Source organism: Rhizobium deserti (assembly GCF_004358025.1).
Lineage (GTDB): Bacteria > Pseudomonadota > Alphaproteobacteria > Rhizobiales > Rhizobiaceae > Neorhizobium > Neorhizobium deserti.
In genome coordinates this window covers 650878-677289 of record NZ_SMTL01000002.1, presented here as the reverse complement: position 1 = coordinate 677289, position 26412 = coordinate 650878, and the positions used below count along the sequence as shown (strand labels likewise).

Below are 26412 nucleotides of genomic sequence, written 5' to 3'. Positions count from 1 at the left end.
CAAGGCAAAAAAGCCGACCGAACAATGCTGAAAGATCGCTTCGAAGACCGCCTTGCGGCTAGGATGCCGCTCTCAGCGGCAGCACAAAGGATGCCCTGCCATCGGCTTCCGCGCCGCGTCCTATGCTCTTGACAGCGGCAATGAGCCGGCCGTCGCGGGAAAGCATTCGGTCGCCGATCTCGATCAGCCGAGTATTCGGCGTCGCATGCGGAGCAACCCCGCGCAGCCGCGCGGCAAGCGCGAAATCGTCTTCCTGCGGATCAAGCGAAAGTGCCGCAATCAGCGCGGCGGCCGGCGAGCGGGACACGCCCATCCAGCAATGAATAACGATCGGCGCCTGCCGGTCCCATTGCCGCACAAAGGCGATCAGGCGTTCCACATGCGCCTCGCTCGGCGCGATCAGATCGCCAGTGCCGGCAAAGGTAATGTCGTTCATTGCGAGCTTCAGGTGCCGGTCCGCGGCGATAAGCCCCGGCCGGTGAAAATCCTGGCGCTCGGCGATCAAGCTGACCATGTGCCGCGCGCCGTGGCGCACGGCTATCTCGGCAATATCGGCAAGCGGGCAGACGACAATGGCGGTCATGGCTTGCGGCTCGCGGCGCGGTCCGCCTCGATTGCGTGGAAGCGATCCAGAAAACGCTGCTGCGCTTCCAGCGCCGGCATGGGGTCGAGCGGCAGCATGTCGCGGGTGATCCCACGTGGCTGGCCGAAGAACTTCCGGGCCTCGGCCACCGAAAAACCGGCCAGCTCCGTCGCCTCGAAGAAGGCTGCCACCGTGTCGGCCTTCTTGATCAGCGCCTTCAGCTCCCGGTTCGGATGGGGCGGCAAGGAGAAACGCAGGTGGATGGCGGCTTCCAGCCGCTGCTCGACGGCCTTGTAGCCGCCGCCGACCACGGATTTGAACGGCGATATCATGTCGCCGATCACATATTCCGGTGCATCATGCAGCAGGGTCATCTGCAATGCTTCGGGCGTCGACTCATTGCAGCGGCGGAATACTTCTTCGACCACGAGGCAATGCTGTGCGACGGAAAAGGCATGGTCGCCGCGGGTCTGGCCGTTCCAGCGTGCGACGCGGGCAAGGCCATGGGCGATGTCGGCAATCTCGACGTCCAGAGGCGAGGGATCGAGCAGATCGAGCCGGCGGCCCGAAAGCATGCGCTGCCAAGCACGTGTACCGGTCGTGGACGCGGCGGCAGGGCTCACGTTTCAACCTCTTGCGCCTCGCGCGGGAAGCTCAGGCCAGTCCATGAGGGAAGTGCGACTTCCACCTGCCGATCGCCGGCCAGCAACGGCAGGCCACGCGCCTGGGCATCGCCGACCCGGTCGATGCGCAGGATCGCAAGCCCATTCTTTCCTTCAACTGATCCGAGCGTGCCGACCGGCTTTCCGCCGGCGGTCATTTCCGTGCCGGTATCCGGCAATCCGCCCTCGGCGGTGACGACTGCGACGCGCCGGCGGGCGGTGCCCCGATGCTGCATGCGCGACACCACTTCCTGGCCCACATAGCAGCCCTTGCGGAAGGAGAGGCCACCGTTCTTGTCGAGGAGAACGTCATGCGGAAAGGCGTCCTGAAGCGCAAAGTCGCGGCCTGAGAGAGCAAGCCCACAGGCAATGCGCAGCGCCTCGTAGTCACTTTCCGGGCCTTCTGCAGCCGGACCCGGCGATCGGGAAAGACTGATGCCGGCCGTTGCAAAAGCGGCATCGGTCACGCTGCCGCGGGCGGCATCATCGCCCCAGAAAACGGCCACTCCATCCTCGCCGGCAGCCATGTCGACGGCGGCCCGCAGCTTGTACATGGTCAGGCGGCGGATCAGGGCGTCGCGCTGGGAAAGGTCGGTCTCGAGGGTGAATCCGTCCCCGCCGTCACGCCAGACGAGGAAATCGAACAGGATCTTGCCCTGCGGCGTCAGCAGCGCACCCGGCCTTGCTTCCGTTGGCAGCAGCCCATCGACATCGGTGGTGATCAGGTTCTGCAGAAAGTCCTGGGCATCCTTACCGGAAATGCGGATCAGGCTTCGCGAAGGAAGATAGGCGGCGGGCATGGTGCTGCGTCCCACTGGTTCAGGATCTTGAGAATTAGGTTGTCTCGGCGCTTCGAACAAGACGTCTGGTGAGCGGCGGGACGGGATCCCGTCTCAATCGCCGCCGGCCAGGAATTTCCACTGGCCGTCCGGCGTGATGCCAACCCGGTAGAAATTGTAATTGCCGCTCTCTTCCATGCCGATCAGGTCGCCGGCGGTGACGATGCGCAGGAGGTCAACCCGCTCCGGCGGTGTCAGCGAGGCGAGCGTTTTGCCGGTGAAATAGGGCCAGACATAGACCTCGTCGGGCTTGCCTGCATCGAAACGGGCCGCTCCGGTAGACAGGATGTCGATCAGGATGGCGAGGATTTCCTGGCCGTCTGGGTCACCCGAAAAGCCTTTTACTGTGTCAATCGGATCGTCGCTGTCGGTGCCCATGATCTGGGTGCGGTTGGCACCGGTGCCGACCAAGGCTCGCAGCCGCTCCACATCGCCGGAGGCCGCAGCCTCCACCAATTGCTCGCGCATCCGCTTGATCGGTGCGGGCAGCGTCGACATGTCGCGAATGATCTCGGCCGGAGCGTCAGATCCATCCGGCAGCGCCGTGGCGGCGCTGGGATCCACCGGCTTTGCGGGAGCAGCCTGGACACCTGGAGTGCCCGACCTGTCGATCATCGGGCTGGGCGGCGGCAGCGTTCCTTCGAATGCCTGCAGGACGCCGGTATCGCGCTTTTGGGAAGGAGCTGATTCGTTCTGCTGGATGGCGGTCGCTGGTGAAGCGGAGGCCGATCCGACATACCCAGCGGGCAGCCACAGCAGGGCCGCAGCCGCCAGGCGCAATCCCGCAAGCGGCTTCGATGAACTCTGTTCCGCTGTTTGCCGCATGGAAAGGCCTCGATTGCTTATTGAACTGTACGCTCTGGAGAGAACTCGCCGGCCAGCATACGCTCCTTGAGCGATTCGAGCATGGCTTCCGCGCCGAGTTCGCCATGAACACGTATGGTTTCGCGCATGGCAAAGGCAATGGCGGCGTCGGCGATGATTTCGGGCTCGATTCCATCGGCCCGGCCGTCGGCCCAGGCGTCGTTCTGGTACTCTAAGGCAGCCTGCATCTTTTCATGCACAATCATGTCATCGATGTCGTTGCGGCCTGACTGCATACTATCTTCCTCGGTGCTCGTTTGATTACTAGCCCATTAAGAACTTTATCAGCCTTTTATCAAAACGACACGGCCTCATGGGAAAAGAGGTAAATAATCCTCTAATTTCCGAACCGGCTGGTAATTTCCGCTGCGAGTGTTGCCCCTTCGTTACGGTAACGCTCGGCTGCGGTCAGCGCCGCATTGGTGCAAGCGGTGTGAACTGCTGCAAAGGAGCGATAACCGCGGTTGAAGGCCGCGGTCAACCTTTCGCGACGCTTCGGCTCGTTGGCCGTGTCCGAATCAAGCAGTTTACCCATGCCGGCGCGCCAATCTTCCTGCGGCGCCCCGCATAGGGCACGCAGGTAGCTAATCGACCCCAGCACTTCGGCGAGCCGGATCAACTGACCGTCATAGGGAGCCGGCTTTTCTTCAGCGGGCGGCGGCGGGGCGGGTTGCGCTGCGGGTGCCGGCTGTTTCGGTGCCGTCTGCTTAGACGACTGCGCGGCGCCCGGTGATGCGGCCAGCAGCACAAGAAGACACAGAAATGCAGGATAAAACGAAAATCTCATGTGCAGGGTCTCGATGCGGGCCACCGGCCTCTCTTAGCGGCCATCGCGTTCCGCCGCCAGCCTTTCGGCGCATTCGAGCACGCTTGGCGGTGTGGGCAACTTACGGATCTCGTCGACCGTATACCAGCCTGCATCGGCCGCATCGTCGGCCGCGATCGCTTGCGTGACGACATCCGCTTCCACCCGGAAGACGGACAGAAAGAAATGCCGGCTGTCGTCCGTGTCGCCGTTGAGGTCATAGGTGGCGAAGAGAACAGGGTTGCGCACCGGTATGCCGGTTTCCTCGAAAAACTCCCGGACAGCAGTCTGGTCCGGCGTTTCTCCCGGTTCGGCCCGCCCGCCCGGAAAGGCAAAGAGATCCGCAGACGGAGGGTTGATCCGGCGAATCAGCAGGAACCGACCATTGCGCTCGAGAATGGCCGAGGACGCAGCTTGCGGGGCAGGGGGCATGGGCGTGTCTTTCCCTTGGCTGCAGCGGGAGCCTCAGGCGGCACCTAGTGTCGGAATGTTGCTGACGTCCACCTCGCGTTCCGCATGCCAGGCATCGTAAGCGGCCTGCATGCGCAACCAGATCGCTGCTCCGTCTCCAAACATCTTGCCAAGCCGGGCTGCAACATTTGGCGAAACCGGCTTGCGTTCACGCAGGATGTCATAGAGTTGCTGGCGCGAAATTCCCAGCAGGGCGGCAATCTCCACCTTCGACTTGCCCGTCGCCGGAATAATGTCCTCAAGCAGCCCGCCAGGATGAGTTGGACAACGCTCGATCGGCCTCTTCACTTGGTATTCCGACATGTCGTTCTCCTGTATCTTTCCGTTCAATGGTACTGCTCGAAATCAACTCGGACGGCATCCTTGCCATCAAATTCGAAAGTGATGCACCAGGGGCCATTGACATGGACGGTATATCGGGTGGGATCGAACCCGTGCAGCGCATGAAAATCGAAACCTGGCAGTCGCATATCTTCCGGCCTTTCGGCGGCATCGAGACGATCGAGACGAATGAGGATACGCTTGTGCATCTTCGAATCAATCCGTGACGTCCGGCCGCTCTCAAACAGATCGGCAAGCGCCTTGTTCCGGAACGATTTGATCATCAGAAATGTAAGCATTTTGCTTACATCTCGTCAAGGCTTTACACTTACTGGCCGCTCCGAAAAGTGTGTCCCGAAATGCGTGTGCCATGAAAACCTATGCCCTCTACGCCCTTGCTGCACTTGCCGAGATTGCCGGCTGCTTCGCCTTCTGGTCCTGGTGGCGGCTGGACAAGCCGCTCTGGTGGCTGGCACCGGGGCTGCTGTCGCTCGTGCTCTTCGCCTGGGCGCTTGCGCTGGTGCCGGGCGAGGCTGCCGGCCGGACCTATGCCGCCTATGGAAGCATCTATATCCTTGCCTCGATCCTATGGCTCTGGAGCGTCGAGGCGCGGGTGCCCGACCGCTGGGACATGATCGGGCTTGCCCTTTGCCTTGCCGGCGGGGCCGTTATCCTTTTCGGACCGAGAAGTGCCTGACCTCCACCTGCCCATCCGCTTGACCCATTTGCGGCCTGATGCAATGACAGCCGCATGTGTGGACGCTATGCCCTGACGGCGATGCCGGACGAAATCCTCAACTTCGTCAGCGTCGCGGATTTCGAAGAGGACTTTCCGGCCCGGTTCAACATCGCGCCGACCCAGCCGATTCTCGTGGTCATGGCGTCGGAACGGCGTCAGCCGGGAAGCAATCTGCCGCAGAGGCGGGCCTTCCTGGCCCGTTGGGGGCTGATCCCGGGCTGGGTCAAGGATCCCAAGGATTTTCCGCTGCTGATCAATGCGAGAGCCGAAACGGCCGTCGGCAAGGCATCGTTCAAGGCGGCCATGCGCCATCGTCGCATTCTAGTTCCGGCAACGGGTTTTTATGAATGGCGCCGGCCGCCCAGGGAAAGCGGCGTCCAGCCGCAGGCCTATTGGATCCGGCCGAAGCAAGGCGGCGTCATCGCCTTTGCGGGCCTGATGGAAACCTGGTCTTCCGCCGACGGTTCGGATGTCGATACGGCCGCGATCATGACCACGCCGGCAAATGCCGCCCTCCGGCAGGTGCATGACCGCATGCCCGTGGTCATCGCTCCGGAGGATTTCGAGCGTTGGCTGGAATGCAAGACGCAGGAGCCGCGCGACGTCGCGGATCTGATGCGGGCGGCGGACGAGGATTTTTTTGAGGCGGTGCCGGTGTCCGATCTCGTCAACAAGGTTTCCAATATGGGGCCGGATCTGCAAAAGCCGGTCGCTGTGGCGGTGCCGGAGGAAAAGCCGCCGAAGCGCGACACGGATTCCCAGATGTCGCTGTTCTGATCCTCATCGTCTTCACCGGACCCGTCTCATGAACCTCGTCTCCGCCGGTATTTCCGGCTTCGCATTGGGTGGCTCGCTGATCATCGCGATCGGCGCCCAGAATGCCTTCATCCTGCGCCAGGGCCTGATTCGCAGTCATGTCTTCATTTTGTGCCTGATCTGCGCCCTGGCGGATGCGGTTCTCATTGCAGCCGGCGTCGGGGGGCTCGGCACGATCGTCTCGCAATCGCCTGTGCTGATTTCGGTGGTGACGATCGGCGGTGCGATCTTCCTCGGCACCTATGCGGTGATGGCTTTTCGCCGTGCCTTGAACCCGGCTGCAATGGTCGCCGGCGCGCCCGAAGGAATGGCGCTGAAGCCGGCCGTGTTGACCTGTCTCGCCTTTACCTTCCTCAACCCGCATGTCTATCTGGACACGGTCGTGCTGCTCGGCAGCCTGTCGGCCGCCTTCGAAGGGGCGGAACGGACGGCTTACGGGGCAGGCGCCGCGACTGCGTCCTTCGTCTGGTTCTTCGGGCTGGGATATGGCGCCCGCTTCCTGGCGCCCTTGTTCGGCAGACCCGCCGCCTGGCGGGTGCTGGATGTCCTGATCGGCGTGGTCATGAGCCTGCTCGCACTAGGGCTGGTGGTCAGCTTCCTGCGCGGCCAGTGACAGACGGGAGCCAGATGTTCAGCGCGCCGGGGTAAGCTTCGGCTTGCGCAGCATCAAGGCTGCTGCAGCGACGGCCTTGAGGCCGAGCGGCCGGTAAGGCGTGTTCAATTCAGGCGTTGCCGGGGTCAGTCTGGCTGTTTTGTCGTTGCTCATGATGTCTCCTCTCAGATGCGATTCGTATGATGTGCCGTCTGCCATCCAGGCTCTCCCCGGAAAAGCGGGCAGAATCGTGACTGTCGCAGCGGCATCGTCACATGCTCTTCATAGAACCGTCATCTTGCGGGAAACTGTTGCGCGGAAGTTGCAATTCAGTTCATTTGTAGCGCTTTACACATGCGTACTGTCATCCTCGATTGTAATCGTGCCGAAGCGCCGATGCCAGGCGCGGGCGCTCAAGGGCAGCACGACGAGATAGCCAATGACCGTGACCGAGAGAATTTCCCAGGTATAGCTCATCAACAGCGCCACGTAGAGAACGACGACGAGGATGATGGGCAGCATCAGGTCGCGCCGGATGCGGCTCGACTTGCCGGACCAGACCGGCAGGCGCGACACCAGCAGGTAGCCGATCAGCACGGTATAGGCGACGCTCAGGTAAACGAAAACCGGCGACGGCTCCAGGCCGAGAAACCCGAGATAGACCGGCAGCAGCATCAGCATGGCCCCCATCGGCGCCGGCACGCCGACGAAGAATTCCGATTGCCACGGTGCTTTGACGTCGCGTTCGGCCATGACGTTGAAGCGGGCAAGCCGCAGCCCTGCGGCGATCGCATAGAGGAGCGCTGCAATCCAACCGATCGACTTGGCGTCGTGCAGCAGGAAGGCATAGGAGACCAGCGCCGGCGCCACGCCGAAATTGATGATGTCGGCAAGCGAATCCATCTGCACGCCGAAGCTGGACGTTGCCTTCAGCAAACGCGCGACGCGGCCGTCGATGCCGTCCAGGAAGGCAGCGAGCAGCACCATGGCGACAGCCAGTTCATACCTGCCTTCGAAGGCGAGCCGGATGCCCGTCAGGCCGGCACAGATGGCCAGAACCGTGATCAGGTTGGGGATCATCAGCCGCAGTGGGATTTCGCGAAGCCGCGGACCGCGGGCCTCGTCCGTGGAACGGATCGGTTCGGGGGCGGGGTCGCTCGTCTCCATGGTGCTCTCTTTCTGCCTCAGCTGCGGCGGCTGACTGTCGGGCCCTTGGCGGCGCCGAATTCTGCAAGCACGGTTTCACCGCCGATGGCAAGCTGGCCGACGGAAACGCGCGGCTCCCCCCCGTGCGGCACGAAGACGTCGAGACGCGAGCCGAAGCGGATGAGGCCGAAGCGTTCGCCCGCGTTCAGGGGCTCGGTAGGCTTCACCCAGCAGACGATGCGGCGGGCAACGAGACCGGCGATCTGCACCACACCCACCCTGCCGTGGCGGCTTTCGATGACGAGGCCATTGCGCTCGTTGTCGGAGCTTGCCTTGTCGAGTTCAGCATTGACGAACTGGCCAGCCCGATATTCGATCCGGGTCACCTGACCGCGCACCGGCGAGCGGTTGATGTGGCAGTCGAAGACGTTCATGAACACCGATATGCGCAGCATCGGCTCAAGCCCAAGTTCCAGTTCCGGCGGCGGGACGACCATGGCGACATGACTGATGCGCCCGTCGGCCGGGCTGAGGATCAGGTCGTCGTCCTGCGGTACGACCCGCTCGGGGTCGCGGAAGAAATAGGCACACCAGAGCGTCAGCACGAGGCCGATCCAGAACAGCGGTTCGGCAAAATAGCCGAGGATCAGCGAGACGATGAAGAAGATCGCAACAAAGACATAGCCTTCCTTGTGGATCGGCACGAGCGTGTTGCGGATGGTGTCGAAAAGATTGATCAACCGTGTTCTCCTGGATGTCAGTGGTGACTGACTACAAGGAAACCACTTTTGCGGCAATGCGGTTCCGTCCGCGCAGGTTGAAGCTTCTGGCCATGCTCGTCTGTGCTCGGATCGGAGTTTCCGGCTCGGTGCTGGAGCGCCAGCCTGCCCCGCAAGGGAACTGCGGCGGTCCCCAAAAGTTGGGCGGAAACAGAGAGTGGAGAGAGCCATGGCCACCAATGACCGCGATCCGATTCAAAAGCCCGGAACATCCCCCGAACACCGGGAAAAGCAGCTGAAAGGCGGACGCATCGGCATTTCGATCATCGCCGGCGTCGCGATCCTTGCGTTCCTGCTCTATGCCGGCATCGTCCTATGGGCCGCTGTCGGCGGTTGAACGGCCGCTTGTCGATATGAACTGGGACGGCATCGCCAATCATCCACCGACAGGCTCAACGGATGAACAGCGGCCAACGAGGCAGTTCAGACATCGTTCAGCAACGGCGGCCTAGGGTGCTTCTACCTTTTATGGAGGGTTGAAGAAATGAAGCACCTGATTGTAGCCGCTGCGATCACCATCAGCGGATTTATCGCCGGCAGCGCCCAGGCCATGCCGATGGCATCGTCGCCCGCACCGGACGGCGTGGTTGCCGGACAAGTGGTCACCGTGGATTACCCTTGCGGCCGCGGCCTGCACCTGAACCGCCGGGGCCGCTGCGTTCCCAACGACAGGTGGGACCATCGTCCGTCGCGCTGGCACCGTCCTCCGCCGCGCTGGGACCGCCCGCACCATTGGGACGGACCGCGCCAGCATTCGCACCGCCCGCCACCGCCCGGCTACTGGCGCTACTGACGGCACGGATTCGCTTGTGAATCATCGGCCGCGGAAGCTTCCTTCCGCGGCCGATCTGTTCCTGGTGATCAGATCTTGCTGCGACCACCAAACGAGGCTGCCTAGCGCCAGCCGAGTGCCGGCGCCACATGCTTCAAGATGCTGTCGATCACATGCACGTTGTAATCCACGCCGAGCTGGTTCGGCACGGTGAGCAGCAGCGTATCAGCTTCGGCAATGGCTTCATCGGCCTTCAACTGTTCGATCAGCTTATCCGGCTCCGCCGCATAGGAGCGGCCAAAGATCGCCTGCGTCTGCGGGTCGATATAGCCGACCTGATCCGAGCCTTCGCCGCTCTGTCCGAAATAGGCGCGGTCCATGTCGTTGGTCAGCGCAAAAATGCTGCGGCTGACGGAGACGCGCGGTTCCCGGCTATGGCCGGCTTGTTTCCAGGCTTCCCGATAAATGCGGATCTGCTCGGCCTGCTGCACGTGGAAAGGCTCGTTGCTCTCGTTTTCCTTGAGTGTCGAACTTTGCAGGTTCATGCCGAGCTTGGCGGCCCAGACGGCGGTCGCATTCGAGCTTGACCCCCACCAGATCCGCTCGCGCAGGCCGTCCGAATGCGGTTCGAGGCGCAAAAGTCCGGGCGGGTTCGGGAACATCGGCCGTGGATTTGGTTTGGCGAAGCCCTGGCCGCGGATCACGTCGTAGAAGAGTTCCGCATGACGCCGGCCCATATCCGCATCGCTTTCGCCTTCGGCGGGTGCATAGCCGAAATGCCGGAAGCCATCGATCACCTGCTCGGGCGAACCACGGCTGATGCCGAGCTGCAGGCGTCCGCCGGAGATGATGTCTGCAGCGCCGGCATCCTCCGCCATGTAAAGCGGGTTTTCATAGCGCATGTCGATAACGCCGGTGCCGATCTCGATGCGCTTGGTTCTGGCGCCGACGGCGGCCAAAAGCGGGAAAGGCGAGGCGAGCTGCCGGGCGAAATGATGAACCCGGAAATAGGCGCCGTCGAGGCCGAGCTCTTCGGCTGCGACAGCCAGATCGATGGATTGCAGGAGGACGTCAGATGCCGAGCGCGCCTGCGATTGCGGCGAGGGGTTCCAATGCCCGAAGGACAGGAAGCCGATTTTTTTCATGATGTCACCGTTGTTCCATGTTGCGTGTTGCCCCCTAGATGGCATGGCGACCGCCGCGCCGACAGATGCGAACCTGTGAACGAAGCGTCCTCGCTAGCATCTGCCTCGGCGGATTATCGCGGCAGTTGAAGAATCGCTTCGGAACGGCTCTACTGCAAACCGAGAGATGCAATGGGAGCGCCAGATGGCAGAGGTCGAAATCACAAAGGGTCCTTCAACCTGGCGCATCGTGCTTGCCGCCATACTGGATTTTTTCACCGCATTCTGGGTCTTTGGACTTCTGGTTGCCTCCATCTTCGGAGGCACGACCGAAGGCGGCTTCAATCTTCAGGGCGGACCGGCCTTGCTGTTGTTTGCCCTGATCGTCGCCTATTTCGTCGTCTGCAACAAATTCCTTGGCGGAACGATCTGGAAGCGTATTTTGCGCGCCCAACGCTGAAGCCGCCGGAGCGGCCGCCAGCTGCTGGCAATCACCGGACCACCTGCGGGTCGACCCAGCCCATCCAGGTGGTGAAGGCGAGCAGCGGCGAGCCGAAGAAGATCAGCACCAGCATGTAGGCGAGCGCGATGCCGCCCAGAATCATCATGCGCTTGTTGAAATATCTTTTCACGGCCGGATCCACTTTCTGTTCTTATTCCGCTGCCGGCTCGCCACGCAGAACAACGCCGAGATCGTCGCTTTCGCGCACCTTGCGAAGCTGCTCCTCGGCCTGGGTCGCCTCGCGCTGACGGTTCCACATGGAGGCGTAAAGGCCCTCTTTCTCCAGAAGCGCCACATGCGTGCCGCGCTCGGCGATCTGGCCGTCGCGCAGCACGATGATCTCGTCGGCGGAGATTACCGTCGAAAGGCGGTGGGCAATGACCAGGGTCGTGCGGTTCTTCGACACCACATCCAGCGCCGACTGGATGTCGTGTTCGGTGGTCGTGTCGAGCGCCGATGTCGCTTCGTCGAGGATGAGGATCGGCGGGCTTTTGAGGATGGTGCGGGCGATCGCGACGCGCTGCTTTTCGCCGCCGGAGAGTTTCAACCCGCGTTCGCCGACCTTGGTGTCGAAACCGTCCGGCAGGGTGCGGATGAAATGCTTGATCTGCGCCACTTCGGCAGCCGCATGGACCTCCGCTTCCGTCGCCGAAGGCCGGCCATAGCGGATGTTGTAGGCGACCGTGTCGTTGAACAGCACCGTATCCTGCGGCACCATGCCGATCACCCGGCGGAGCGATGCCTGGGTCACTTCGCGCAGGTCCTGGCCGTCGATGGTGATGGCGCCGCCCTGGATGTCGTAGAAGCGGTAAAGCAGCCTCGAAATGGTGGACTTGCCGGCGCCGGAGGGACCGACGATCGCCACCGTCTTGCCGGCCGGCACGTCAAACGAGATGCCCTTGAGTATGGGCCGCTCCGGATCATAGGCGAAATGCACGTCCTTGAAGGCGATGGCACCCCGGGCAATGACGAGTTCCCTGGCGCCCGGCTTGTCGACCACTTCCGGTTCCACTTCCAGAAGCTCGAACATCTGCTCGATATCGGTGAGGCCCTGACGAATTTCGCGGTAAACGAAGCCGATGAAATTGAGCGGCACGGAAAGCTGCAGCAGCAGGGCATTGACGAAGACGAAGTCGCCGATCGTTTGCTCGCCGCGCTGCACGGCCAGCGCCGACATCACCATCATGACAGTCGTGCCCAGCCCGAAAATGACGCCCTGGCCGAAGTTCAGCCAGCCGAGCGAGGTCCAGACATCCGTCGCCGCCTTTTCGTAGCGGGCCATGGAGGCATCGAAGCGCTTGGCTTCCATGTCCTCGTTGCCGAAATACTTGACCGTCTCGAAATTCAAGAGCGAATCGATCGCCTTGGTGTTGGCGTCCGTATCGCTGTCGTTCATCGAGCGGCGGATCGAGATGCGCCAGTCGCTCGCCTTGATGGTAAACCAGATATAGAGCCAGACGGTGACGGCGGTGACGAGCACATACCAGAAGCCGTAGCTGATCCAGAAGATGATCGCCGTCAGCAGGAATTCCAGCAGCGTCGGCACCGTATTGAGGATGGTGAAGCGGACGATCGTTTCTATGCCCTTGGTGCCGCGCTCGATGATGCGCGAAAGCCCGCCGGTCTTGCGCTCCAGATGAAAGCGGAGCGAGAGCTGGTGCATGTGCACGAAGGTCTTGTAGGCGAGCTGGCGCACAGCATATTGGCCGACAGATGCAAACAGCGCGTCACGCAGCTGGTTCAGCCCGACCTGCAGCAGGCGGGTGAAATTCAGCGCGATGACCAGCACGACGGCACCGAGCAGGAAGGCGGGAAGCAGGCCCGCCATGTCCAGCTTGCCGTTCAAGGCGTCGGTTGCCCATTTGAAGAAGTAGGGGACGGTCAGCAGCACGAATTTGGCGAGAAACAGAAAGAAGGTCGCCCAGACGACGCGCGCCTTGAGGTCGGCACGGCCCTGCGGCCACATATAGGGCCACAGGTTGACGAGCGTGCCCAGCGGATTGCTGGCATCCGCCGATATGGTCTTCTTCTTGGCGGCCATGAATGTCTCCGGGCGAGGCGCTTCGCGCGCCCTCGCCACATAGGGTCCGGCGGCAATTCTTGCAATGACGGGTAAGACGAAACTTGGCGCAGCAGAGCATTGATACAGAGGCCCGCTTCTTCTTAATCGCCCTGTCTGCGAAAGGGGGCGCCATGAGAAAAGGAATTACACATCTCCCTATCGGGGCCAGGTTCTACTTGCTCTGGGTTGCGGGCTTCTCCCTAAGCACTTTCCCCGGCTGGCCACTTCATAAACTAAAAACTAATATACCGAGTTCAACATAGCATCTTCGCTCCAGTGAAAGTCGCGGCGCATGACTGCAGGTACGGTAACGGCACGCTCGGTACTTCTTGTCGAGGACGATGCGCTGATACGCCTCGACGCTGAAGAAATATTGACCTCCGAAGGTTTCGAAGTCTTGGCTGTCGATAGCGGCAAACAGGCCGTCGCAGAACTTGATACGGACGGCGGGCGATTTGACGCCGTGGTCACCGACATCCGCCTGGGTGACGGGCCGAGCGGTTGGGATGTCGGACGCCATGCACGCGAGTTGGTGGCGACCATACCGGTCATCTACATGACGGCCGACAGCGCCAAGGCTTGGTCTTCGCAAGGCGTACCGAATAGCGTCCTCCTGCAGAAGCCCTTCGTTCCCGCCCAGCTGATCACCGCCCTCAGCACGCTGCTGAACCAGAATGCGACGAACAATCTCGGCTGATCGATACCGGCTGTTGCTCAAAGAAAAGGCCGCAATCTGTTGAACGCGGCGAAACCGTCCACTTAGCGCTCTGTCTCGGAGGTAGGCTGAGGGTGGCTTCTGACAGCGATCAAGTCGCTGCGCATGCTCATGCAGCGGTCGTCCGCGCCGCAGGTGCAAAAAGGCCGGAGCTGGACATGAAGGCTGCCATGGCTCCCAGCCGATCGGGATCGGTCAGCCCCTTCCTGTAGTAGCGGAAAACGATCCAGGCGAGTTGCTCACCTTGGATCGGGTCAGGGGCATCTATTTGTTCTTCGGCAAGGCGAAGCGCTTCCCGCATGGCATCCAAGTCATGCATCGTCATCGCATGCGGAAAGAACCTCCATTCATTGGTCATAGGTCTTCTCCTGTACTGGAACAGCTAAAGGTAGAGCCTACATCAAATTCACGAGATGTCTTGGCGCGTACCAAACCGTACCAAGTGAAAGGGAATTTTGCCCGAAGCCGGGGGCTTGCAGCCAAATCCTGCCACCGCGTCAACCGAAGCCGCAAGGCCGACGATCATCACGATCTTTCGTAATTCCATCAAAGACATCGATCGAGACGTGAGAAGCAGTATTTCTCGATCAAACTCCCCATCTGGTCAGGATGCAGCCTGCTTATCTTCGGCGAGGGTATGGGCGACGATCGCATTAGCATGGCCGTGGCCCATGCCGTGCTCGCTCTTCAGCATGGCGACAAGCTCCATGTGCTTTGCAGGATAATGCTTTCGCACCAGCTCCTGCCATTCAGCGACCGGGCGGCCGTATGTCTTCTCGATGGACGGAAAATAGGAGGCAGGTCCCTTGATCTTTTCGGTCTTCATGGCGCTATCGTCCCTTTTGGGCCGCCTCGATGGCAGCAATATCGATCTTCTTCATCGTCATCATGGCGTCAAAGACGCGTTTCGCCTGATCGCCGCCTGCCGCTAGGGCTTCCATGAGAACGCGAGGGGTGATCTGCCAGGAAATGCCCCATCTGTCCCTGCACCAGCCGCATTCGCTTTCCTGGCCCCCATTGCCGACGATGGCGTTCCAGTAGCGATCGGTTTCTTCCTGATCCTCGGTGGAAATCTGGAAGGAGAACGCTTCGCTATGCTGGAAGGTCGGACCGCCATTCAGGCCGATGCAGGGCAGGCCGGCCACCGTGAACTCGACCACCAGCACGTCTCCCTCCTGTCCATCGGGGAAGTCGCCGGGCGCGCGGATCACGGCTCCCACAGCGCTGTCGGGGAATGTTTCGGCGTAAAACTGCGCCGCATCTTGCGCGTCGCCGTTGTACCAAAGGCAGATTGTGTTCTTCGGCATGCTGATCTCCTCCCGGCTGGCTGGTCTGCGCTGGCTCGCTGCGCCAGCTGACGATAGCATGACGTTCAAGCCGAGGACGATCCGACACGGCGCTTGCGAAAATCTTTGCTGGCAGGTGGTAGCCGAGTGGCTGCCGTCAGGCAGGCAGGAGCAGTCAAACCTGGTCATCGGGAAGAGCAAGTAACATCCGGTTTCGGGAGGCTCAGCCTGTAAGGGTCGCAAGGTGTTCACCGGCCAAGGCGGCCATCACGGCTGACCCCAATCGGAAACACTGCCTGCGACGGCTTCGCCGCAAGCGCTGCCTTGTCGCCAGTGGATGCCTGCCTCAGCCCTTGCGGTGCTGCAGGCGCTGGCGGTGCAGTTCTTCGGCATCCGGGCGGAATTCCTCCGGTACGCCAAAGATCTGGCCGGGCTGGATGACGTCCGGATTGTTGATCTGGTCCTCGTTGGCAAGGTAGATCGTCGTATAGCGAACGCCTTGGCCGTAAACGCGGCGGGAAATCTGCCACAGCGTATCGCCGCGGCGGATGATCACCGCGCCGCGGTCGCTCTGGGTGAGCGGCGCCTGCTGGATCGTCCTGGCACCGTCGGCATTGACGGCGGGAGCAGGCTCTGCGGCGGCAACCTGCTCGGTGCCTTCGATCTGCTGGGCAACGACCGGCCCGACGGCACGGGCGACGAGGCGGCTCATCTCCTTGAGCGCAAGTCCGACGGAGGCGACGTCAGGGGCGAGTGCATCAAGGGCGGCGACGGCGGTGCCGGCATCCCTCGTCGTGGTCTCGGCCAGCATCCGGGCAGAAACCGAGGCGCCGGCCGGAAGCCGGTATTCGGAAAGCGATTTCAGGGCGATGCTGGTGGCGGACCGGGCGGCCACCATTTCTTCCAGCGAAGGCAGCTTGCCGCTGGCATAAAGCCTCTGGAGGATGTTGAAGGCGCGCACCGTGTCATTGCGCAGTGTGTCGAAGCTGCCGCCATCGACGGCGGCCATCGGCGTTGAAACGACGGGCGCGGCGACCGCAGCCACCTGTTCGCCGGCCGGCCGGTTGAAGGGCACCTCGACGCGCACCAGCGCCTGACTGGCGCCGTTCAGCGATTCGACGCTGATCCGGTGGTCGCCGATGGTGAGGTCGGCGGTTCCCTCGATCACGAAATGGCCGTCGCTACCGGTCTGAGTCTGGCCGATCGGCTTGCCATCGGCGAGGCCGCGTACTGCCGTGCCACGCTTCGAAACGCCGGCGATAAAGATCTTGCTGCCTTCCAGCTCCACGGCCGTGACCTGCAGCTCGGCGGCACCGGCAGCCGCAGGGGCTCCGGCAGCCCCAGCACCTGTTGCGGGCGTTGTGGTCGGCGCCGATGACGATGCCGCGGCGACATTGGGTGCCGCTGAGGCGATGTCCGCGGAGCCTGCAGGAGGTGAAACGGCTGGCCCGGCCTGTGCCGGTGCGGCCGACTGGTCGGCGCCGGCTGCGGCAGTCGTCGGGGTCGGCGTGGCGATCAGCCGACTCGCCTTGCCCGGCGTGGTGACCATGGCGAGCAGCTTGCCGCTCTTCTGGTTGACGGGAACCGAAACCGTGGCGGTTTCCTCCGATGTCGTGCTCTTGCCGTCCTTGGCCGTCGCCTTCAGCACCAGCTGGTGATCGCCGGGCGGCAGGGGGTTGTCGAGAACGGCGGCGAAATCGCCGCTCGGACCGACATCCACCTTGGCGACAACCGAATTGCCGTCGGTCACTTCCAGCGTCGAATGGGGTGAAGCGCGGCCGGCAATCACCGTCGAGCCGTCCGGCTCGACCCGCAACACGTCGAAGGATGGCGTCAGAGGTGCGCCCTGGGCAGTATTCTGCGCGGCCGCCTGGCTTGCACCGCTTTGCGTTGCGGCAGCTTGCGGCTGGCCCGGGCTTGCTGAAGATTGGCTGGCTGAAGATTGGCTGGTTGAAGAAGGGTTGGCTGGCGACGGGGTCTGCTGAGCGATAGCTGGCTGCGCTGCCGATGGCTGCGGCGCAGCCGGCTGGTCCTGCGATGGCGCCGGGCTGACGGCAGCCTGTTCGCGTGTTTCTGGCTGGTTTGATCCGGGCTGGGCAGTTTTGGGCGCCTCGGCTGATTGCGTCGCCTGCTTGCCCTCGTTGACGGCATCCTTGACCGCATCACCGGCGGCGTTGATCGCCTCGCCGAGTGGTTTGCTACCCTGGTTGATCCTCGGCATCACGAAGAACACCATCAGCAGGGATGCGATGGCGAGTACGATCAGAGCCAGCCAGCCGGCGCGGTTTTTCATCATCAATGCCTCTCACGGCGGTGCCTGCCGCCCTCATTCCGGATTAGCCTTTTCCTCCTGCATTCACAAGCTTTTCGCCGTATAAAGCCTTGCTCTTACGGGCATTTCCCGTCAATTTTGGCGGGATGGGCGTGAACGCGCCCTGCATCTGAATGCCTTCAGGAGAAAACTGTGCCGATTCGATCCATCTGCGTTTACTGCGGCTCTCAGCCGGGACGCGATCCGGCCTATATGGCGGCCGGCCGCGCGCTCGGAAAATCCATTGCCGCCCACGGGCTTCGGCTGGTCTATGGCGGCGGTACCAAGGGCATCATGGGCGCAGTCGCAGCCGGCGTCCTGTCGAACGGCGGTCAGGTCACCGGCATCATTCCGGAATTCCTCGTCGACATGGAAGCCACGCGCCATTCGCTCGGCCAGCTCGACGAGCTGATTGTGACCGAGGACATGCATGCACGCAAGCACAAGATGTTCGAGCGCTCTGACGCTTTCGTGACGCTGCCGGGCGGCATAGGCACGCTGGAGGAAATCGTCGAGATCATGACCTGGGGCCAGCTCGGCCGCCATGAAAAGCCGATGGTCTTTGCCAATATCGGCGGCTTCTGGGATCCGATGCTCAGCCTTGTCAGCCATATGCGCGAGCAGGGTTTTATCCACCGCGCCCATCTCGTCCAGCCGCTGGTGATCGCCGATGTGGACGACATCATTCCCACCATTCTCGAACATGGCGAAGGCCGTGGACCGTCCGGCGGCGAGGATGCGGTGATTTCCAGGCTCTGAAGAAGACTGGCGATATGTGGCCTGCGCCGAGCGTTCTAGTCGACGATGAAGAGCCGGGCGCCGGTCTCGGTCGATGAGCGGTGCGGCTCGGCATTGTCGGCCACCTGGTAGCTCATGCCAGGCTTCAGCACGAAGCGGCGCCCGTCGGCCAGTTCCGTGACCAGCTCGCCTTCGAGGCACAGCAGGATATGACCTTTGACGCACCAGTGGTCGGCAAGGTAGCCGGGCGCATAGTCGACCATGCGCACCCGGATCGGCCCGAAGTTCCGGGTCTGCCAGGTGGCGGAGCCGGTTTCACCGCTATGTTGCGTCTTCGGTACCTGCGCCCAGTCGGTGGTGCCGAAAGGGATGTCGGTGATCTGCATGAGATACTAGGTCCTTGGCGGTTTCGAGCCTCAACGGTTGCGGGCCTGGCGGATCATCGGCCAGGAATAAACGAGAAGTGCTACCCAGATCAGCCCGAAGGCGGCGAGGCGCGTGGTATTGAGCGGCTCGTGGAAGGCGAAGATGGCGATGAGGAAGATCATCGTCGGCGCCAGATATTGCATCAGCCCGATGGTCGATAGCCTCAGCAGCTTGGCGCCATTGGCATAAAGGATCAGCGGCACGGCCGTTACCACGCCGCTCAAGACGAGCAGCAGGCTGTCGGAAAGACCGGTCCGCATCAGGTGGCCCTGGCCGCTGGTTTCCAGGTAAACGACATAGGCGAGACAGGGCAGGGTGAGGATCAAGACCTCAAGGAAGAAGCCTTGGTTGGGACCGACGGGAAGCGTCTTGCGAAAGAAGGCGTAAAAGCCCCAGGTGACGGTCAGGACCAGCGCGACCCAAGGCACGCCGCCCGCATCTACGGTGATGATGCCGACCGCAACGACCACCAGGGCAATGGCGGCAAGCTGCAGGGGCGACGGTTTTTCCTTCAAGAGCACGGCGGCCAGAAAGATGCTGAACAGCGGATTGATGAAATAGCCGAGCGCCGTATCGAGCGCCCGCCCGACGCTGATCGCCCAGATATAGGTCGTCCAGTTGATGGTGATGAAGATCGCCGTCACTGCCGCCATCATCAGCGTCCGCGGCGAGCGGAGCGCCTCCTTGATCTCGCCTATGCCGCCGACCGCGACAAGCACGAGGCCGGCGACCGGAAGCGACCACAGGACGCGATGCGCCAGCACCTCGGTAGCCGGGATGTGACCGACCGCCTTCATGTAGAAGGGCAGGAAGCCCCAAAAGAAATAGGCCGCCAGCGCAAAGAGGAAGCCACGCGGCGTGTCTTCGCTCTTGGCGCCCGGCGACATGCGGTCGGTGGCCATCGATGTTTCCTCGGATTGTTCTGGTTTTTCCACAAGCTCTAGATCAAGCTTGAGGGGCCGACCAATTCATTTCCGTGAACAATCGATGCGCCGTGACGATCACTGCAGCCGACCGGTCCCCAAGTGGGCTGTGTGACAAGTCTTGCGCATCGCAGCTCTGTCGTCCCTGAATGGCGCTCGCTCCTGCGATGACTTAAACGGGGAACTTGTTTTCCGTACCGAGGTTGGGCATGGACTAGCTCTACATGCTGAAGGATATGCACATGGCTGAAGGTCGCAAGGCTGCTCCCAAACAACCGCCGGCCGGAGGTTGGGGCGCTCTCAACGCCGTGGAGCAGCATCTGGGCAAGCAGCAGATCCTGTTGAAGGGCAATCGCGCCCTGCTGTCCATGAACAAGCCGGGAGGTTTCGATTGCCCCAGCTGTGCCTGGCCCGATCCGGGCAAACCGCATATCGCCGAATATTGCGAGAACGGTGCCAAGGCAGTTGCCTGGGAAGCGACCAAGAAGCGCACCGGTCCGGATTTCCTGGCCGAGCACCGTGTCGAAGAGCTGAAGACATGGACGGATCACGAACTCGAGGATCACGGGCGGCTGACCCACCCGATGCGCTATGATGCGGCAACGGACACCTATCGCGCCGTCGACTGGCAGACCGCGCTGACTGAGATTGGCGAGACGGTCGCACAGCTCGATCCGAAGCGGGTGGAGCTTTATACGTCCGGGCGCACCTCCAACGAGGCGGCTTTCCTGTGGCAGCTCTATGGGCGGCTGCTGGGTACCAATAATTTCCCAGACTGCTCCGACATGTGCCATGCGACAACCACCGTTGCCCTGCCGGAAAGCATCGGTGTCGGCAAGGGAACGGTGACGCTCGAGGACTGGGAGCATTGCGATGCGCTCTTCATCATCGGCCAGAACCCGGGCACCAACAGCCCGCGGATGATGACCTATCTGCACCAAATGGCCAAGCGTGGCGTGCCGATCGTCACCTTCAATCCGCTGAAGGAAAGGGCTCTGCTACGCTTCACCGACCCGCAAAGCCCGGTCGAGATGCTGACCGGCCGCGGCCAGACGATCAGTTCCAGCTATTTCCAGGTGCGCACCGGTGGCGACATCATGGCCATGCAGGGCATTTGCAAGGCGGTGATCGCTGCCGACGACGAGGCACGGGCGCGGGGCGAGAAGCGCATCCTCGACGTGGACTTCCTGCGCGATCACACCGATGGCTTCGAAGCCTTCGCCGCCTTTGCGCGTGATCTGAGCTGGGAGGAGATCGAGCACTACACGGCGCTCAGCCGGGCGCAGATCGAACAGGCCGCCAATATATACATGAAAGCGGAGCGGGTGATCGCCTGCTGGGGAATGGGGATTACCCAGCACAAGCATGGCGGCGACGCCATGCAGCAGATCCTCAACATGCTGTTCCTGCGCGGCAATATCGGACGCCTCGGCGCCGGCGCCTGCCCGATCCGCGGCCATTCCAACGTTCAGGGCGACAGGACGGTTGGCATCAACAAGACGCCGACCGAGACCTTTCTGGCCCAGCTCGACAAGGCCTTCGATTTCACCAGCCCGCGCGAGCATGGACATGATACGGCCGAATGCTGCGAGGCGATCCTGCGGGGCGACGTGGATGCCTTCCTTGCCATGGGCGGTAATTTTTTCCGCGCCATTCCCGACATAGAACGGGTAGGGGAAAAGGTGCCGCAGATCGGCCTCACCGTTCAGGTCGCCACCAAGCTCAACCGCAGCCACCTGATCCACGGCAAGCGCGCCTATATCCTGCCGGCGCTCGGGCGCACCGAGCTCGACCTGCAGAACGGTGTGCCCCAGACCGTGACGGTCGAGGACAGCTTTTCCATGGTGCACGGCTCGACCGGACGGCTGGAGCCGGCCAGCGAACACTGCCGCTCCGAGCCTTGGATTATCGCCAACCTGGCCAAGGCGACGCTGGCCGGACGGGTGGCGATCGATTGGGATGCGCTGGTCGCTGACTATGGCCGCATCCGCGACAAGATCGAGGAAGTCTTTCCCGACCAGTTCGGCAAGTACAACCGCAGGATCGGCCTGCCCGGAGGGTTCCGGCTTCCGAACGGCGCCAGCGAACGGGTCTGGAACACGCCGACCGGAAAGGCGAATTTCCTGTTTGATCCTGATCTCAAGGATCAGAATGACGAGGCGCCGGAAGACGCGCATCTGCAATTGATGACGCTGCGCAGCCACGACCAGTTCAACACCACGGTTTATTCCAACAACGATCGCTATCGCGGCGTATCCGGCGAACGGATGGTGGTCTTCATGAACGAGAGCGATATGGCAGAACTCGGCCTCAGCGAAGGAACGGTGGTCGATTTCGCATCCGCTGCGGGGGACGGGATCAAGCGGCAGGCGGGCGGCTTCAAAGTGGTTGCCTATGACGTACCGAAAGGCTGCTGCGCGGCCTATTATCCGGAAACCAATGCACTTCTGGCGCTGTCCCATCGCGACAAGCGCAGCAATACGCCGGCCGCCAAATCCGTGCCCGTCGTGATTTCCAGGGCACGGCCCGGCGAGCCCGCTTCCAGCAAGCCGGAGGTGGCGGAGCAATATCCGACCACGCCCAACCTGACCGTGCCGGCCGCCTAGCGGCGGTGGCAGGCGAGGGAGGCGGCGTGATCGGACTGCCGGATCGTCGGGCTATTCCGCCGCGACCCGGCCGGCCAGTTCACGGTTCTTCATCAGCTTGTAGATGACCGAATCCATCAGCGCCTGGAACGAGGCGTCGATGATGTTTTCCGATACGCCGACCGTCCACCAGCGCACGCCGCTGCCGTCTGTCGATTCGATCAGCACGCGGGTGATCGCCTCGGTGCCGCCATTGAGGATGCGCACCTTGAAGTCGGCCAGGACGAGGTCGTCGATCTCGTGCTGGTATTTGCCGAAGTCCTTGCGCAGCGCCAGGTCGAGCGCGTTTACCGGGCCGTCGCCCTCGGCAACCGACATCAAGGTTTCGCCGTCGATGACGATCTTCACAACCGCTTCGGAAACGATCTTGATGCGGCCAAAATTGTCGAAGCGGCGCTCGACCATCACCCGAAAACCTTCGACCGAGAAGAATTCCGGGATGGTGCCGAGTGTGCGGCGGGCGAGCAGCTCGAAGCTTGCATCCGCGCCCTCATAGGCATAGCCGGTCGCTTCCCGCTCCTTGACGATCGAGATCAACTGGTCGAGCTTCGGATCGTCCTTGGCGACCTCGATGCCGCGCCGCTTCAGCGCGTTGATGAAATTCGACTTGCCGCCTTGGTCCGACACCATCACCTTGCGGAAATTGCCGACGCTTTCCGGCGTCACATGCTCATAGGTGCGCGGGTCCTTGAGCAGCGCCGAGGCATGGATGCCGGCCTTGGTGGCGAAGGCAGAAGCGCCGACATAAGGCGCTTGATGGTTTGGCGAACGGTTCAGCAACTCGTCAAACGCATGGGAGAGCCGGGTGAGACCGGTCAACCGCTCCGGGTCGATCGCCGTCTCGAACCGGCTCGAATAGGCGTCTTTGAGACAGAGCGTGGCGATCAGAGTGACGAGATTGGCATTGCCGCAGCGCTCGCCGATGCCATTCAGCGTGCCCTGGATCTGCCGACAGCCCGCCTCGACCGCCGCTAGCGAATTGGCGACTGCCTGGCCAGTATCGTCATGCGCATGGATGCCAAGCGCGGCGCCGGGAATGCCGGATGCGATGACCGCTTTGACGATGGCGCGGATCTCCTCCGGCTGCGTCCCGCCATTGGTGTCGCAGAGCACCACCCAGCGAGCCCCGGCCTCATATGCGGTTTTTGCGCAGGCGAGTGCATAGTCCGGATTGGCCTTATAGCCGTCAAAGAAGTGCTCGCAGTCGACCATCGCCTCCTTGCCGGCCTTGAGGGCAACTCCGACGCTGTCGCGGATGGCTTCCAGGTTTTCCTCATTGGTGCAGCCGAGCGCGACCCGGACATGATAATCCCAGGCCTTGGCGACGAAACACACGACATCGCTCTTGGCCTGCAGCAGGACCGCGAGCCCTGGATCGTTGGAAGCGGAAATACCGGCGCGCTTGGTCATGCCAAAGGCGACGAACTTTGCTCGCCGCGTCCGTTTCTCGGTAAAGAAGGCAGTGTCTGTCGGGTTGGCGCCGGGATAGCCGCCCTCGACATAGTCAAAGCCGAATTCGTCCAGCATTTGCGAGATCGCGATCTTGTCCTCGACCGAAAAATCGACGCCCGGCGTCTGCTGCCCGTCGCGCAGGGTGGTGTCAAAGAGAGTGACGCGTTGGCGTGTCATGGCTGCTCCTCCTGGAGCATTGTTACATCATACTCGGCGACCCCCCTCTGGCCTGCGGAGGGGTAGCCACGCGTTATATGGGGATCACACCTTCCCGGCGAACCGGTCCGTGGCCCGGATCAGCTGGTCGGTAATGCCGGGTTCGGAAACGGCGTGGCCGGCGCCTTCGATGATGTGGAAATCGGCATCCGTCCACACCTTGGACAATTGCCAGGCATATTTGAGCGGGCAGGGCATGTCGTAGCGCCCATGCACGATGACGCCGGGAATGCCCTTGAGCTTGACCGCATCGCGCAGCAGCTGGCCTTCATCAAGCCAGCCGGCATGTACGAAGAAATGGTTCTCGATACGCGCGAAGGCGATCGCATAATGATCCTCGCCAAAGCCCGCAGTGAGCTCTGGATCCGGAAGGAGGGTGATCGTCGAGCCTTCCCAGGTGCTCCAGGCCTTGGCGGCGGCAAGCTGCTCGGCCTTGTCAGAGCCGGTCAGGCGGCGGTAATAGGCCTGCATCATCTCGTGGCGTTCATCTTCGGGAATAGGCGCAACGAAGGCCTCCCATTTGTCGGGAAACATTTCCGAGACGCCGAACTGGTAATACCAGTCGAGCTCAGCCTTGGTCAGGGTGTAGATGCCGCGTACCAGAAGTTCGGAGACCCGTTGCGGATAGGTTTCCGCATAGGCGAGCGCCAGGGTGGACCCCCAGGAGCCGCCGAAGACCTGCCATTTCTCGACACCGGCGATTTTACGCAGCCGCTCGATATCCGCGACCAGATGCCAGGTCGTATTGGCGTCAAGGCTGGCATTCGGCGTTGAGCGGCCGCAGCCCCGCTGGTCGAACAGGATGACGTCGTAGAGTTCCGGATTAAACAGCCGGCGCTGCCCGGGATTGCATCCGCCGCCCGGCCCGCCGTGCAGGAAGACAGCGGGTTTTGCGCCCTTGGTTCCGACCCGCTCCCAGTAGATCGAATGGCCGTCGCCGACATCGAGATGGCCGCTCTCATAGGGCTCGATTTCCGGATAAAGCGTCCGCAGAACTTCAGTCATAGATGGAGACCCTTTGCCGGCCAGTGTTCGGTGTCGTGATCCGGGTGCTGGAAGGAGATGATCTGCTCCTGCTTGACCGCGTCCTCGCCGGTATCGCGCACCGGCTGGTCGAAGATCGTCGTCACCCATGGAATATGCGAGGCGTAGTTCACCTGGATCTGCGGTGCCAGATCGTCTCGCTCGTCGAAGGCGCCGATCGCCAGCTCCAGTCCGCCGGGATAGCGATAGGTGAGCGGCGTGCCGCAATTCTCGCAGAAGCCACGGTCGATATTGACGGACGACTGGAAATATTTCGGCTCGCCGCGGGTCCATTCGACGCCGCCCTCCGGCGCGCTGACCAGCGGCCCGAAAAAGCCGCCAAATGCCTTTTGGCACATGCGGCAATGGCAGATCGAGGCGCGTCCCAGTTCGCCATGGATGCGGAAACGAACGGCGCCACACTGGCAGCCGCCTGTTCTAACGGTTTCGCTCATTGCTTTTCCTTTGGTGGCCATTGCTCTGTATCGTGGTCGGGATGCTGATAGGAAACCAGGTCGGCGAGAAAGGGAGCTTCGTCCAGATCGTCCATCGTGTGGCGCGCGGGCAGGTCGCTCAGGCTGTCAACGAAGGCAAGCTTGCCTTCCAAGCCGTACTGGATGACCGGCGGCAGGCCTGACGGGTCATCGAAGGCGCCGGCCGAAATCGCGACCCCGTCCGACGCTTCATAGGTCAAAGGCGTGCCGCAGCTTTCGCAGAAACCACGCCGGACGTGGTTTGACGACTGGAAGTATTTGGGGTTTCCCCGCGTCCAGGCGAACGCGGCCCCCCGAGTCGAAACCAGCGGCGCATAATAAGCGCCCAAGGCCTTCTGGCACATGCGGCAATGGCAGATGGAGGATTGCCCCGGCTCGCCGTCGATCCGGAAGCGGACAGCGCCGCATTGGCAGCCGCCGCTATGGGTGAGGGTCATCTGTCAGCCTCCAGCCAGTTTTCGACTTTAAGTTCGGGAACGCGAGAGAATTCGCGGACGTTGGCTGTCACCAGGGTGAGGTCGAGGGACCGAGCGTGGGCGGCGATGAAAAGATCCACTGGACCAATGAGGACGCCTTTGCGGGTGAGGTCGCTGCGGATGGCCGCGTAGTACATCGTCGAAACATCTTCATAAGGCACGACCGTTAGCCGGTGGATCATTTCCTCAACGAGCGTCTCCAAGCGCGATGAAGCTTTCTTGGCCACGCCATAACGCAATTCGGACGCAACAAGCGCACTGATGCAGCAGGCGGAAGTGCCAACAGAGGCGATCCGAACCGCCACCTTTCCGTTGGGAAAACGGATCAGATCCGAAGCTATATTGGTGTCAAGCATGTAGCGCCAGTCGCTCACCGGCCGTTGCCCGGGAAAAGGTCGACCTCCTCCGAGGGCGGCTGATCTTCGTCGACATCAGGGAATTCCTCTTCCCAGGGCTCGATCGTCGCGAGCCATTCCAAGAGATCAGTCTTTCTGACCGGCTCAATCACCAGTCGGTCACCCTCCTTGCGCATGATTGCCTCCTCACCTGCCATTTCGAATTCTGCGGGGATAACCACGGCCTGTTCTTTGCCATTGCGGAAAAACTTCACGTGATGTTCTGCACCCATGT

General features: G+C 62.0%; 36 protein-coding genes. 9 read left to right on the top strand and 27 right to left on the bottom strand.

The annotated features are described in order from the left end of the window. Positions 1–58: 58 nt before the first annotated feature. The 9 genes from E2F50_RS09690 to E2F50_RS09650 form a co-directional block, all read right to left on the bottom strand. Positions 59–583, bottom strand: a complete 525-nt coding sequence (locus tag E2F50_RS09690; protein WP_133315922.1) for a tyrosine phosphatase family protein — start codon at positions 581–583, stop codon at positions 59–61. Beyond that, positions 580–1158 (bottom strand): YfbR-like 5'-deoxynucleotidase, encoded by a 579-nt coding sequence (locus E2F50_RS09685; protein ID WP_133316394.1) that lies wholly within the window; start codon positions 1156–1158, stop codon positions 580–582. Before E2F50_RS09685 ends, E2F50_RS09690 begins: the two co-directional genes overlap by 4 nt. A 44-nt stretch (positions 1159–1202) precedes the next feature. Next, complete coding sequence (ygfZ, locus tag E2F50_RS09680) at positions 1203–2045, bottom strand: CAF17-like 4Fe-4S cluster assembly/insertion protein YgfZ (RefSeq protein ID WP_133316393.1); 843 nt, start codon at positions 2043–2045, stop codon at positions 1203–1205. Positions 2046–2138: 93 nt separating this feature from the next. Continuing rightward, entirely contained in the window at positions 2139–2909 is a 771-nt protein-coding gene (locus E2F50_RS09675) for a hypothetical protein (protein ID WP_133315921.1), read from the bottom strand. Positions 2910–2926: 17 nt separating this feature from the next. Continuing rightward, on the bottom strand, positions 2927–3184 hold the full coding sequence (locus E2F50_RS09670) for a hypothetical protein (RefSeq protein ID WP_133315920.1): 258 nt from the start codon (positions 3182–3184) through the stop codon (positions 2927–2929). A 101-nt stretch (positions 3185–3285) separates the two neighbouring features. Next, positions 3286–3735, bottom strand: a complete 450-nt coding sequence (locus E2F50_RS09665; protein WP_133315919.1) for a TIGR02301 family protein — start codon at positions 3733–3735, stop codon at positions 3286–3288. A 33-nt stretch (positions 3736–3768) separates the two neighbouring features. Continuing rightward, positions 3769–4185, bottom strand: coding sequence for an NUDIX hydrolase (locus E2F50_RS09660; RefSeq protein ID WP_133315918.1), 417 nt, complete (start codon positions 4183–4185; stop codon positions 3769–3771). Between the two features lie 33 nt (positions 4186–4218). Beyond that, complete coding sequence (locus E2F50_RS09655; RefSeq protein WP_133315917.1) at positions 4219–4527, bottom strand: HigA family addiction module antitoxin; 309 nt, start codon at positions 4525–4527, stop codon at positions 4219–4221. 23 nt (positions 4528–4550) lie between these two features. After that, positions 4551–4829, bottom strand: coding sequence for a type II toxin-antitoxin system RelE/ParE family toxin (locus tag E2F50_RS09650; RefSeq protein WP_133316392.1), 279 nt, complete (start codon positions 4827–4829; stop codon positions 4551–4553). Positions 4830–4915: 86 nt separating this feature from the next. Between E2F50_RS09650 and E2F50_RS09645 the strand changes: the two genes are divergently transcribed. Genes E2F50_RS09645 through E2F50_RS09635 form a run of 3 tightly spaced genes read left to right on the top strand, consistent with a single transcriptional unit; the run spans position 4916 to position 6713 of the window. Then, entirely contained in the window at positions 4916–5242 is a 327-nt protein-coding gene (locus E2F50_RS09645) for a YnfA family protein (protein ID WP_133315916.1), read from the top strand. A 54-nt stretch (positions 5243–5296) separates the two neighbouring features. Beyond that, positions 5297–6061 (top strand): SOS response-associated peptidase, encoded by a 765-nt coding sequence (locus E2F50_RS09640; RefSeq protein ID WP_133315915.1) that lies wholly within the window; start codon positions 5297–5299, stop codon positions 6059–6061. A 28-nt stretch (positions 6062–6089) separates the two neighbouring features. Next, positions 6090–6713, top strand: a complete 624-nt coding sequence (locus E2F50_RS09635; protein ID WP_133315914.1) for a LysE/ArgO family amino acid transporter — start codon at positions 6090–6092, stop codon at positions 6711–6713. An 18-nt stretch (positions 6714–6731) separates the two neighbouring features. Here the strand turns inward: E2F50_RS09635 and E2F50_RS23525 are convergent, their stop codons facing one another. The 3 genes from E2F50_RS23525 to E2F50_RS09625 form a co-directional block, all read right to left on the bottom strand. Then, complete coding sequence (locus E2F50_RS23525) at positions 6732–6866, bottom strand: hypothetical protein (protein WP_281029196.1); 135 nt, start codon at positions 6864–6866, stop codon at positions 6732–6734. A 174-nt stretch (positions 6867–7040) separates the two neighbouring features. Then, positions 7041–7859 (bottom strand): CDP-diacylglycerol--serine O-phosphatidyltransferase, encoded by an 819-nt coding sequence (pssA, locus tag E2F50_RS09630; RefSeq protein ID WP_133315913.1) that lies wholly within the window; start codon positions 7857–7859, stop codon positions 7041–7043. Between the two features lie 17 nt (positions 7860–7876). Then, the gene (locus E2F50_RS09625; RefSeq protein ID WP_281029195.1) at positions 7877–8578 is read right to left on the bottom strand and encodes a phosphatidylserine decarboxylase; all 702 of its coding nucleotides are present in this window, start codon (positions 8576–8578) and stop codon (positions 7877–7879) included. A 208-nt stretch (positions 8579–8786) separates the two neighbouring features. Between E2F50_RS09625 and E2F50_RS22925 the strand changes: the two genes are divergently transcribed. Beyond that, positions 8787–8954 carry a hypothetical protein gene (locus E2F50_RS22925; protein WP_161974071.1) on the top strand — a complete coding sequence of 56 codons (168 nt, stop codon included), beginning with the start codon at positions 8787–8789 and terminating at the stop codon, positions 8952–8954. Positions 8955–9101: 147 nt separating this feature from the next. Next, positions 9102–9410 carry a GCG_CRPN prefix-to-repeats domain-containing protein gene (locus tag E2F50_RS09620; RefSeq protein ID WP_133315912.1) on the top strand — a complete coding sequence of 103 codons (309 nt, stop codon included), beginning with the start codon at positions 9102–9104 and terminating at the stop codon, positions 9408–9410. A gap of 101 nt (positions 9411–9511) precedes the next feature. Here the strand turns inward: E2F50_RS09620 and E2F50_RS09615 are convergent, their stop codons facing one another. Then, on the bottom strand, positions 9512–10534 hold the full coding sequence (locus E2F50_RS09615; protein WP_133315911.1) for an LLM class flavin-dependent oxidoreductase: 1023 nt from the start codon (positions 10532–10534) through the stop codon (positions 9512–9514). 184 nt (positions 10535–10718) lie between these two features. Here E2F50_RS09615 and E2F50_RS09610 point away from each other — a divergent pair, with 184 nt between their 5' ends. Then, positions 10719–10973, top strand: coding sequence for a hypothetical protein (locus tag E2F50_RS09610; RefSeq protein WP_133315910.1), 255 nt, complete (start codon positions 10719–10721; stop codon positions 10971–10973). Positions 10974–11004: 31 nt separating this feature from the next. Here E2F50_RS09610 and E2F50_RS22920 read toward each other — a convergent pair whose 3' ends face one another. Beyond that, positions 11005–11145 (bottom strand): hypothetical protein, encoded by a 141-nt coding sequence (locus E2F50_RS22920; protein WP_161974069.1) that lies wholly within the window; start codon positions 11143–11145, stop codon positions 11005–11007. Positions 11146–11166: 21 nt separating this feature from the next. Next, positions 11167–13056, bottom strand: a complete 1890-nt coding sequence (locus E2F50_RS09605; RefSeq protein WP_133315909.1) for an ABCB family ABC transporter ATP-binding protein/permease — start codon at positions 13054–13056, stop codon at positions 11167–11169. Between the two features lie 313 nt (positions 13057–13369). Here E2F50_RS09605 and E2F50_RS09600 point away from each other — a divergent pair, with 313 nt between their 5' ends. Next, a complete protein-coding gene (locus E2F50_RS09600; RefSeq protein ID WP_133315908.1) occupies positions 13370–13774 on the top strand; it encodes a response regulator in 405 nt (134 codons plus the stop codon). Positions 13775–13901: 127 nt separating this feature from the next. Here E2F50_RS09600 and E2F50_RS09595 read toward each other — a convergent pair whose 3' ends face one another. The 4 genes from E2F50_RS09595 to E2F50_RS09580 all read right to left on the bottom strand — a co-directional run bounded on the left by E2F50_RS09595 (position 13902) and on the right by E2F50_RS09580 (position 17374). Then, positions 13902–14150: a hypothetical protein gene (locus tag E2F50_RS09595; protein WP_133315907.1), complete on the bottom strand. Its 249-nt coding sequence runs from the start codon at positions 14148–14150 to the stop codon at positions 13902–13904. 246 nt (positions 14151–14396) lie between these two features. Further along, entirely contained in the window at positions 14397–14618 is a 222-nt protein-coding gene (locus tag E2F50_RS09590) for a DUF4287 domain-containing protein (protein ID WP_133315906.1), read from the bottom strand. Positions 14619–14622: 4 nt separating this feature from the next. Next, complete coding sequence (locus E2F50_RS09585) at positions 14623–15099, bottom strand: VOC family protein (protein WP_133315905.1); 477 nt, start codon at positions 15097–15099, stop codon at positions 14623–14625. A 325-nt stretch (positions 15100–15424) separates the two neighbouring features. Next, positions 15425–17374: a LysM peptidoglycan-binding domain-containing protein gene (locus E2F50_RS09580; RefSeq protein WP_133315904.1), complete on the bottom strand. Its 1950-nt coding sequence runs from the start codon at positions 17372–17374 to the stop codon at positions 15425–15427. A 168-nt stretch (positions 17375–17542) separates the two neighbouring features. On the opposite strand from E2F50_RS09580, the gene E2F50_RS09575 reads away from it, so the two are divergent. After that, a complete protein-coding gene (locus E2F50_RS09575; RefSeq protein ID WP_133315903.1) occupies positions 17543–18148 on the top strand; it encodes an LOG family protein in 606 nt (201 codons plus the stop codon). Positions 18149–18183: 35 nt separating this feature from the next. On the opposite strand, the gene E2F50_RS09570 is transcribed toward E2F50_RS09575, so the two are convergent. Both E2F50_RS09570 and rarD read right to left on the bottom strand, forming a co-directional pair. Beyond that, the gene (locus tag E2F50_RS09570) at positions 18184–18513 is read right to left on the bottom strand and encodes a DHCW motif cupin fold protein (RefSeq protein WP_133315902.1); all 330 of its coding nucleotides are present in this window, start codon (positions 18511–18513) and stop codon (positions 18184–18186) included. Positions 18514–18543: 30 nt separating this feature from the next. Beyond that, positions 18544–19455, bottom strand: a complete 912-nt coding sequence (gene rarD, locus E2F50_RS09565; protein ID WP_133315901.1) for an EamA family transporter RarD — start codon at positions 19453–19455, stop codon at positions 18544–18546. Between the two features lie 263 nt (positions 19456–19718). Here rarD and E2F50_RS09560 point away from each other — a divergent pair, with 263 nt between their 5' ends. Further along, a complete protein-coding gene (locus E2F50_RS09560; protein ID WP_133315900.1) occupies positions 19719–22082 on the top strand; it encodes an FdhF/YdeP family oxidoreductase in 2364 nt (787 codons plus the stop codon). 51 nt (positions 22083–22133) lie between these two features. On the opposite strand, the gene cimA is transcribed toward E2F50_RS09560, so the two are convergent. The 6 genes from cimA to E2F50_RS09530 all read right to left on the bottom strand — a co-directional run bounded on the left by cimA (position 22134) and on the right by E2F50_RS09530 (position 26410). Then, positions 22134–23750 (bottom strand): citramalate synthase, encoded by a 1617-nt coding sequence (cimA, locus tag E2F50_RS09555; protein ID WP_133315899.1) that lies wholly within the window; start codon positions 23748–23750, stop codon positions 22134–22136. 84 nt (positions 23751–23834) lie between these two features. After that, a complete protein-coding gene (gene pip / locus E2F50_RS09550; protein ID WP_133315898.1) occupies positions 23835–24794 on the bottom strand; it encodes a prolyl aminopeptidase in 960 nt (319 codons plus the stop codon). Then, entirely contained in the window at positions 24791–25267 is a 477-nt protein-coding gene (locus E2F50_RS09545; protein ID WP_202615433.1) for a GFA family protein, read from the bottom strand. Before E2F50_RS09545 ends, pip begins: the two co-directional genes overlap by 4 nt. Continuing rightward, complete coding sequence (locus E2F50_RS09540) at positions 25264–25743, bottom strand: GFA family protein (RefSeq protein WP_133315896.1); 480 nt, start codon at positions 25741–25743, stop codon at positions 25264–25266. Before E2F50_RS09540 ends, E2F50_RS09545 begins: the two co-directional genes overlap by 4 nt. Continuing rightward, positions 25740–26156: a type II toxin-antitoxin system VapC family toxin gene (locus E2F50_RS09535; protein WP_342635713.1), complete on the bottom strand. Its 417-nt coding sequence runs from the start codon at positions 26154–26156 to the stop codon at positions 25740–25742. Before E2F50_RS09535 ends, E2F50_RS09540 begins: the two co-directional genes overlap by 4 nt. After that, entirely contained in the window at positions 26153–26410 is a 258-nt protein-coding gene (locus E2F50_RS09530) for an antitoxin (protein ID WP_133315895.1), read from the bottom strand. Before E2F50_RS09530 ends, E2F50_RS09535 begins: the two co-directional genes overlap by 4 nt. Positions 26411–26412 lie beyond the last annotated feature (2 nt).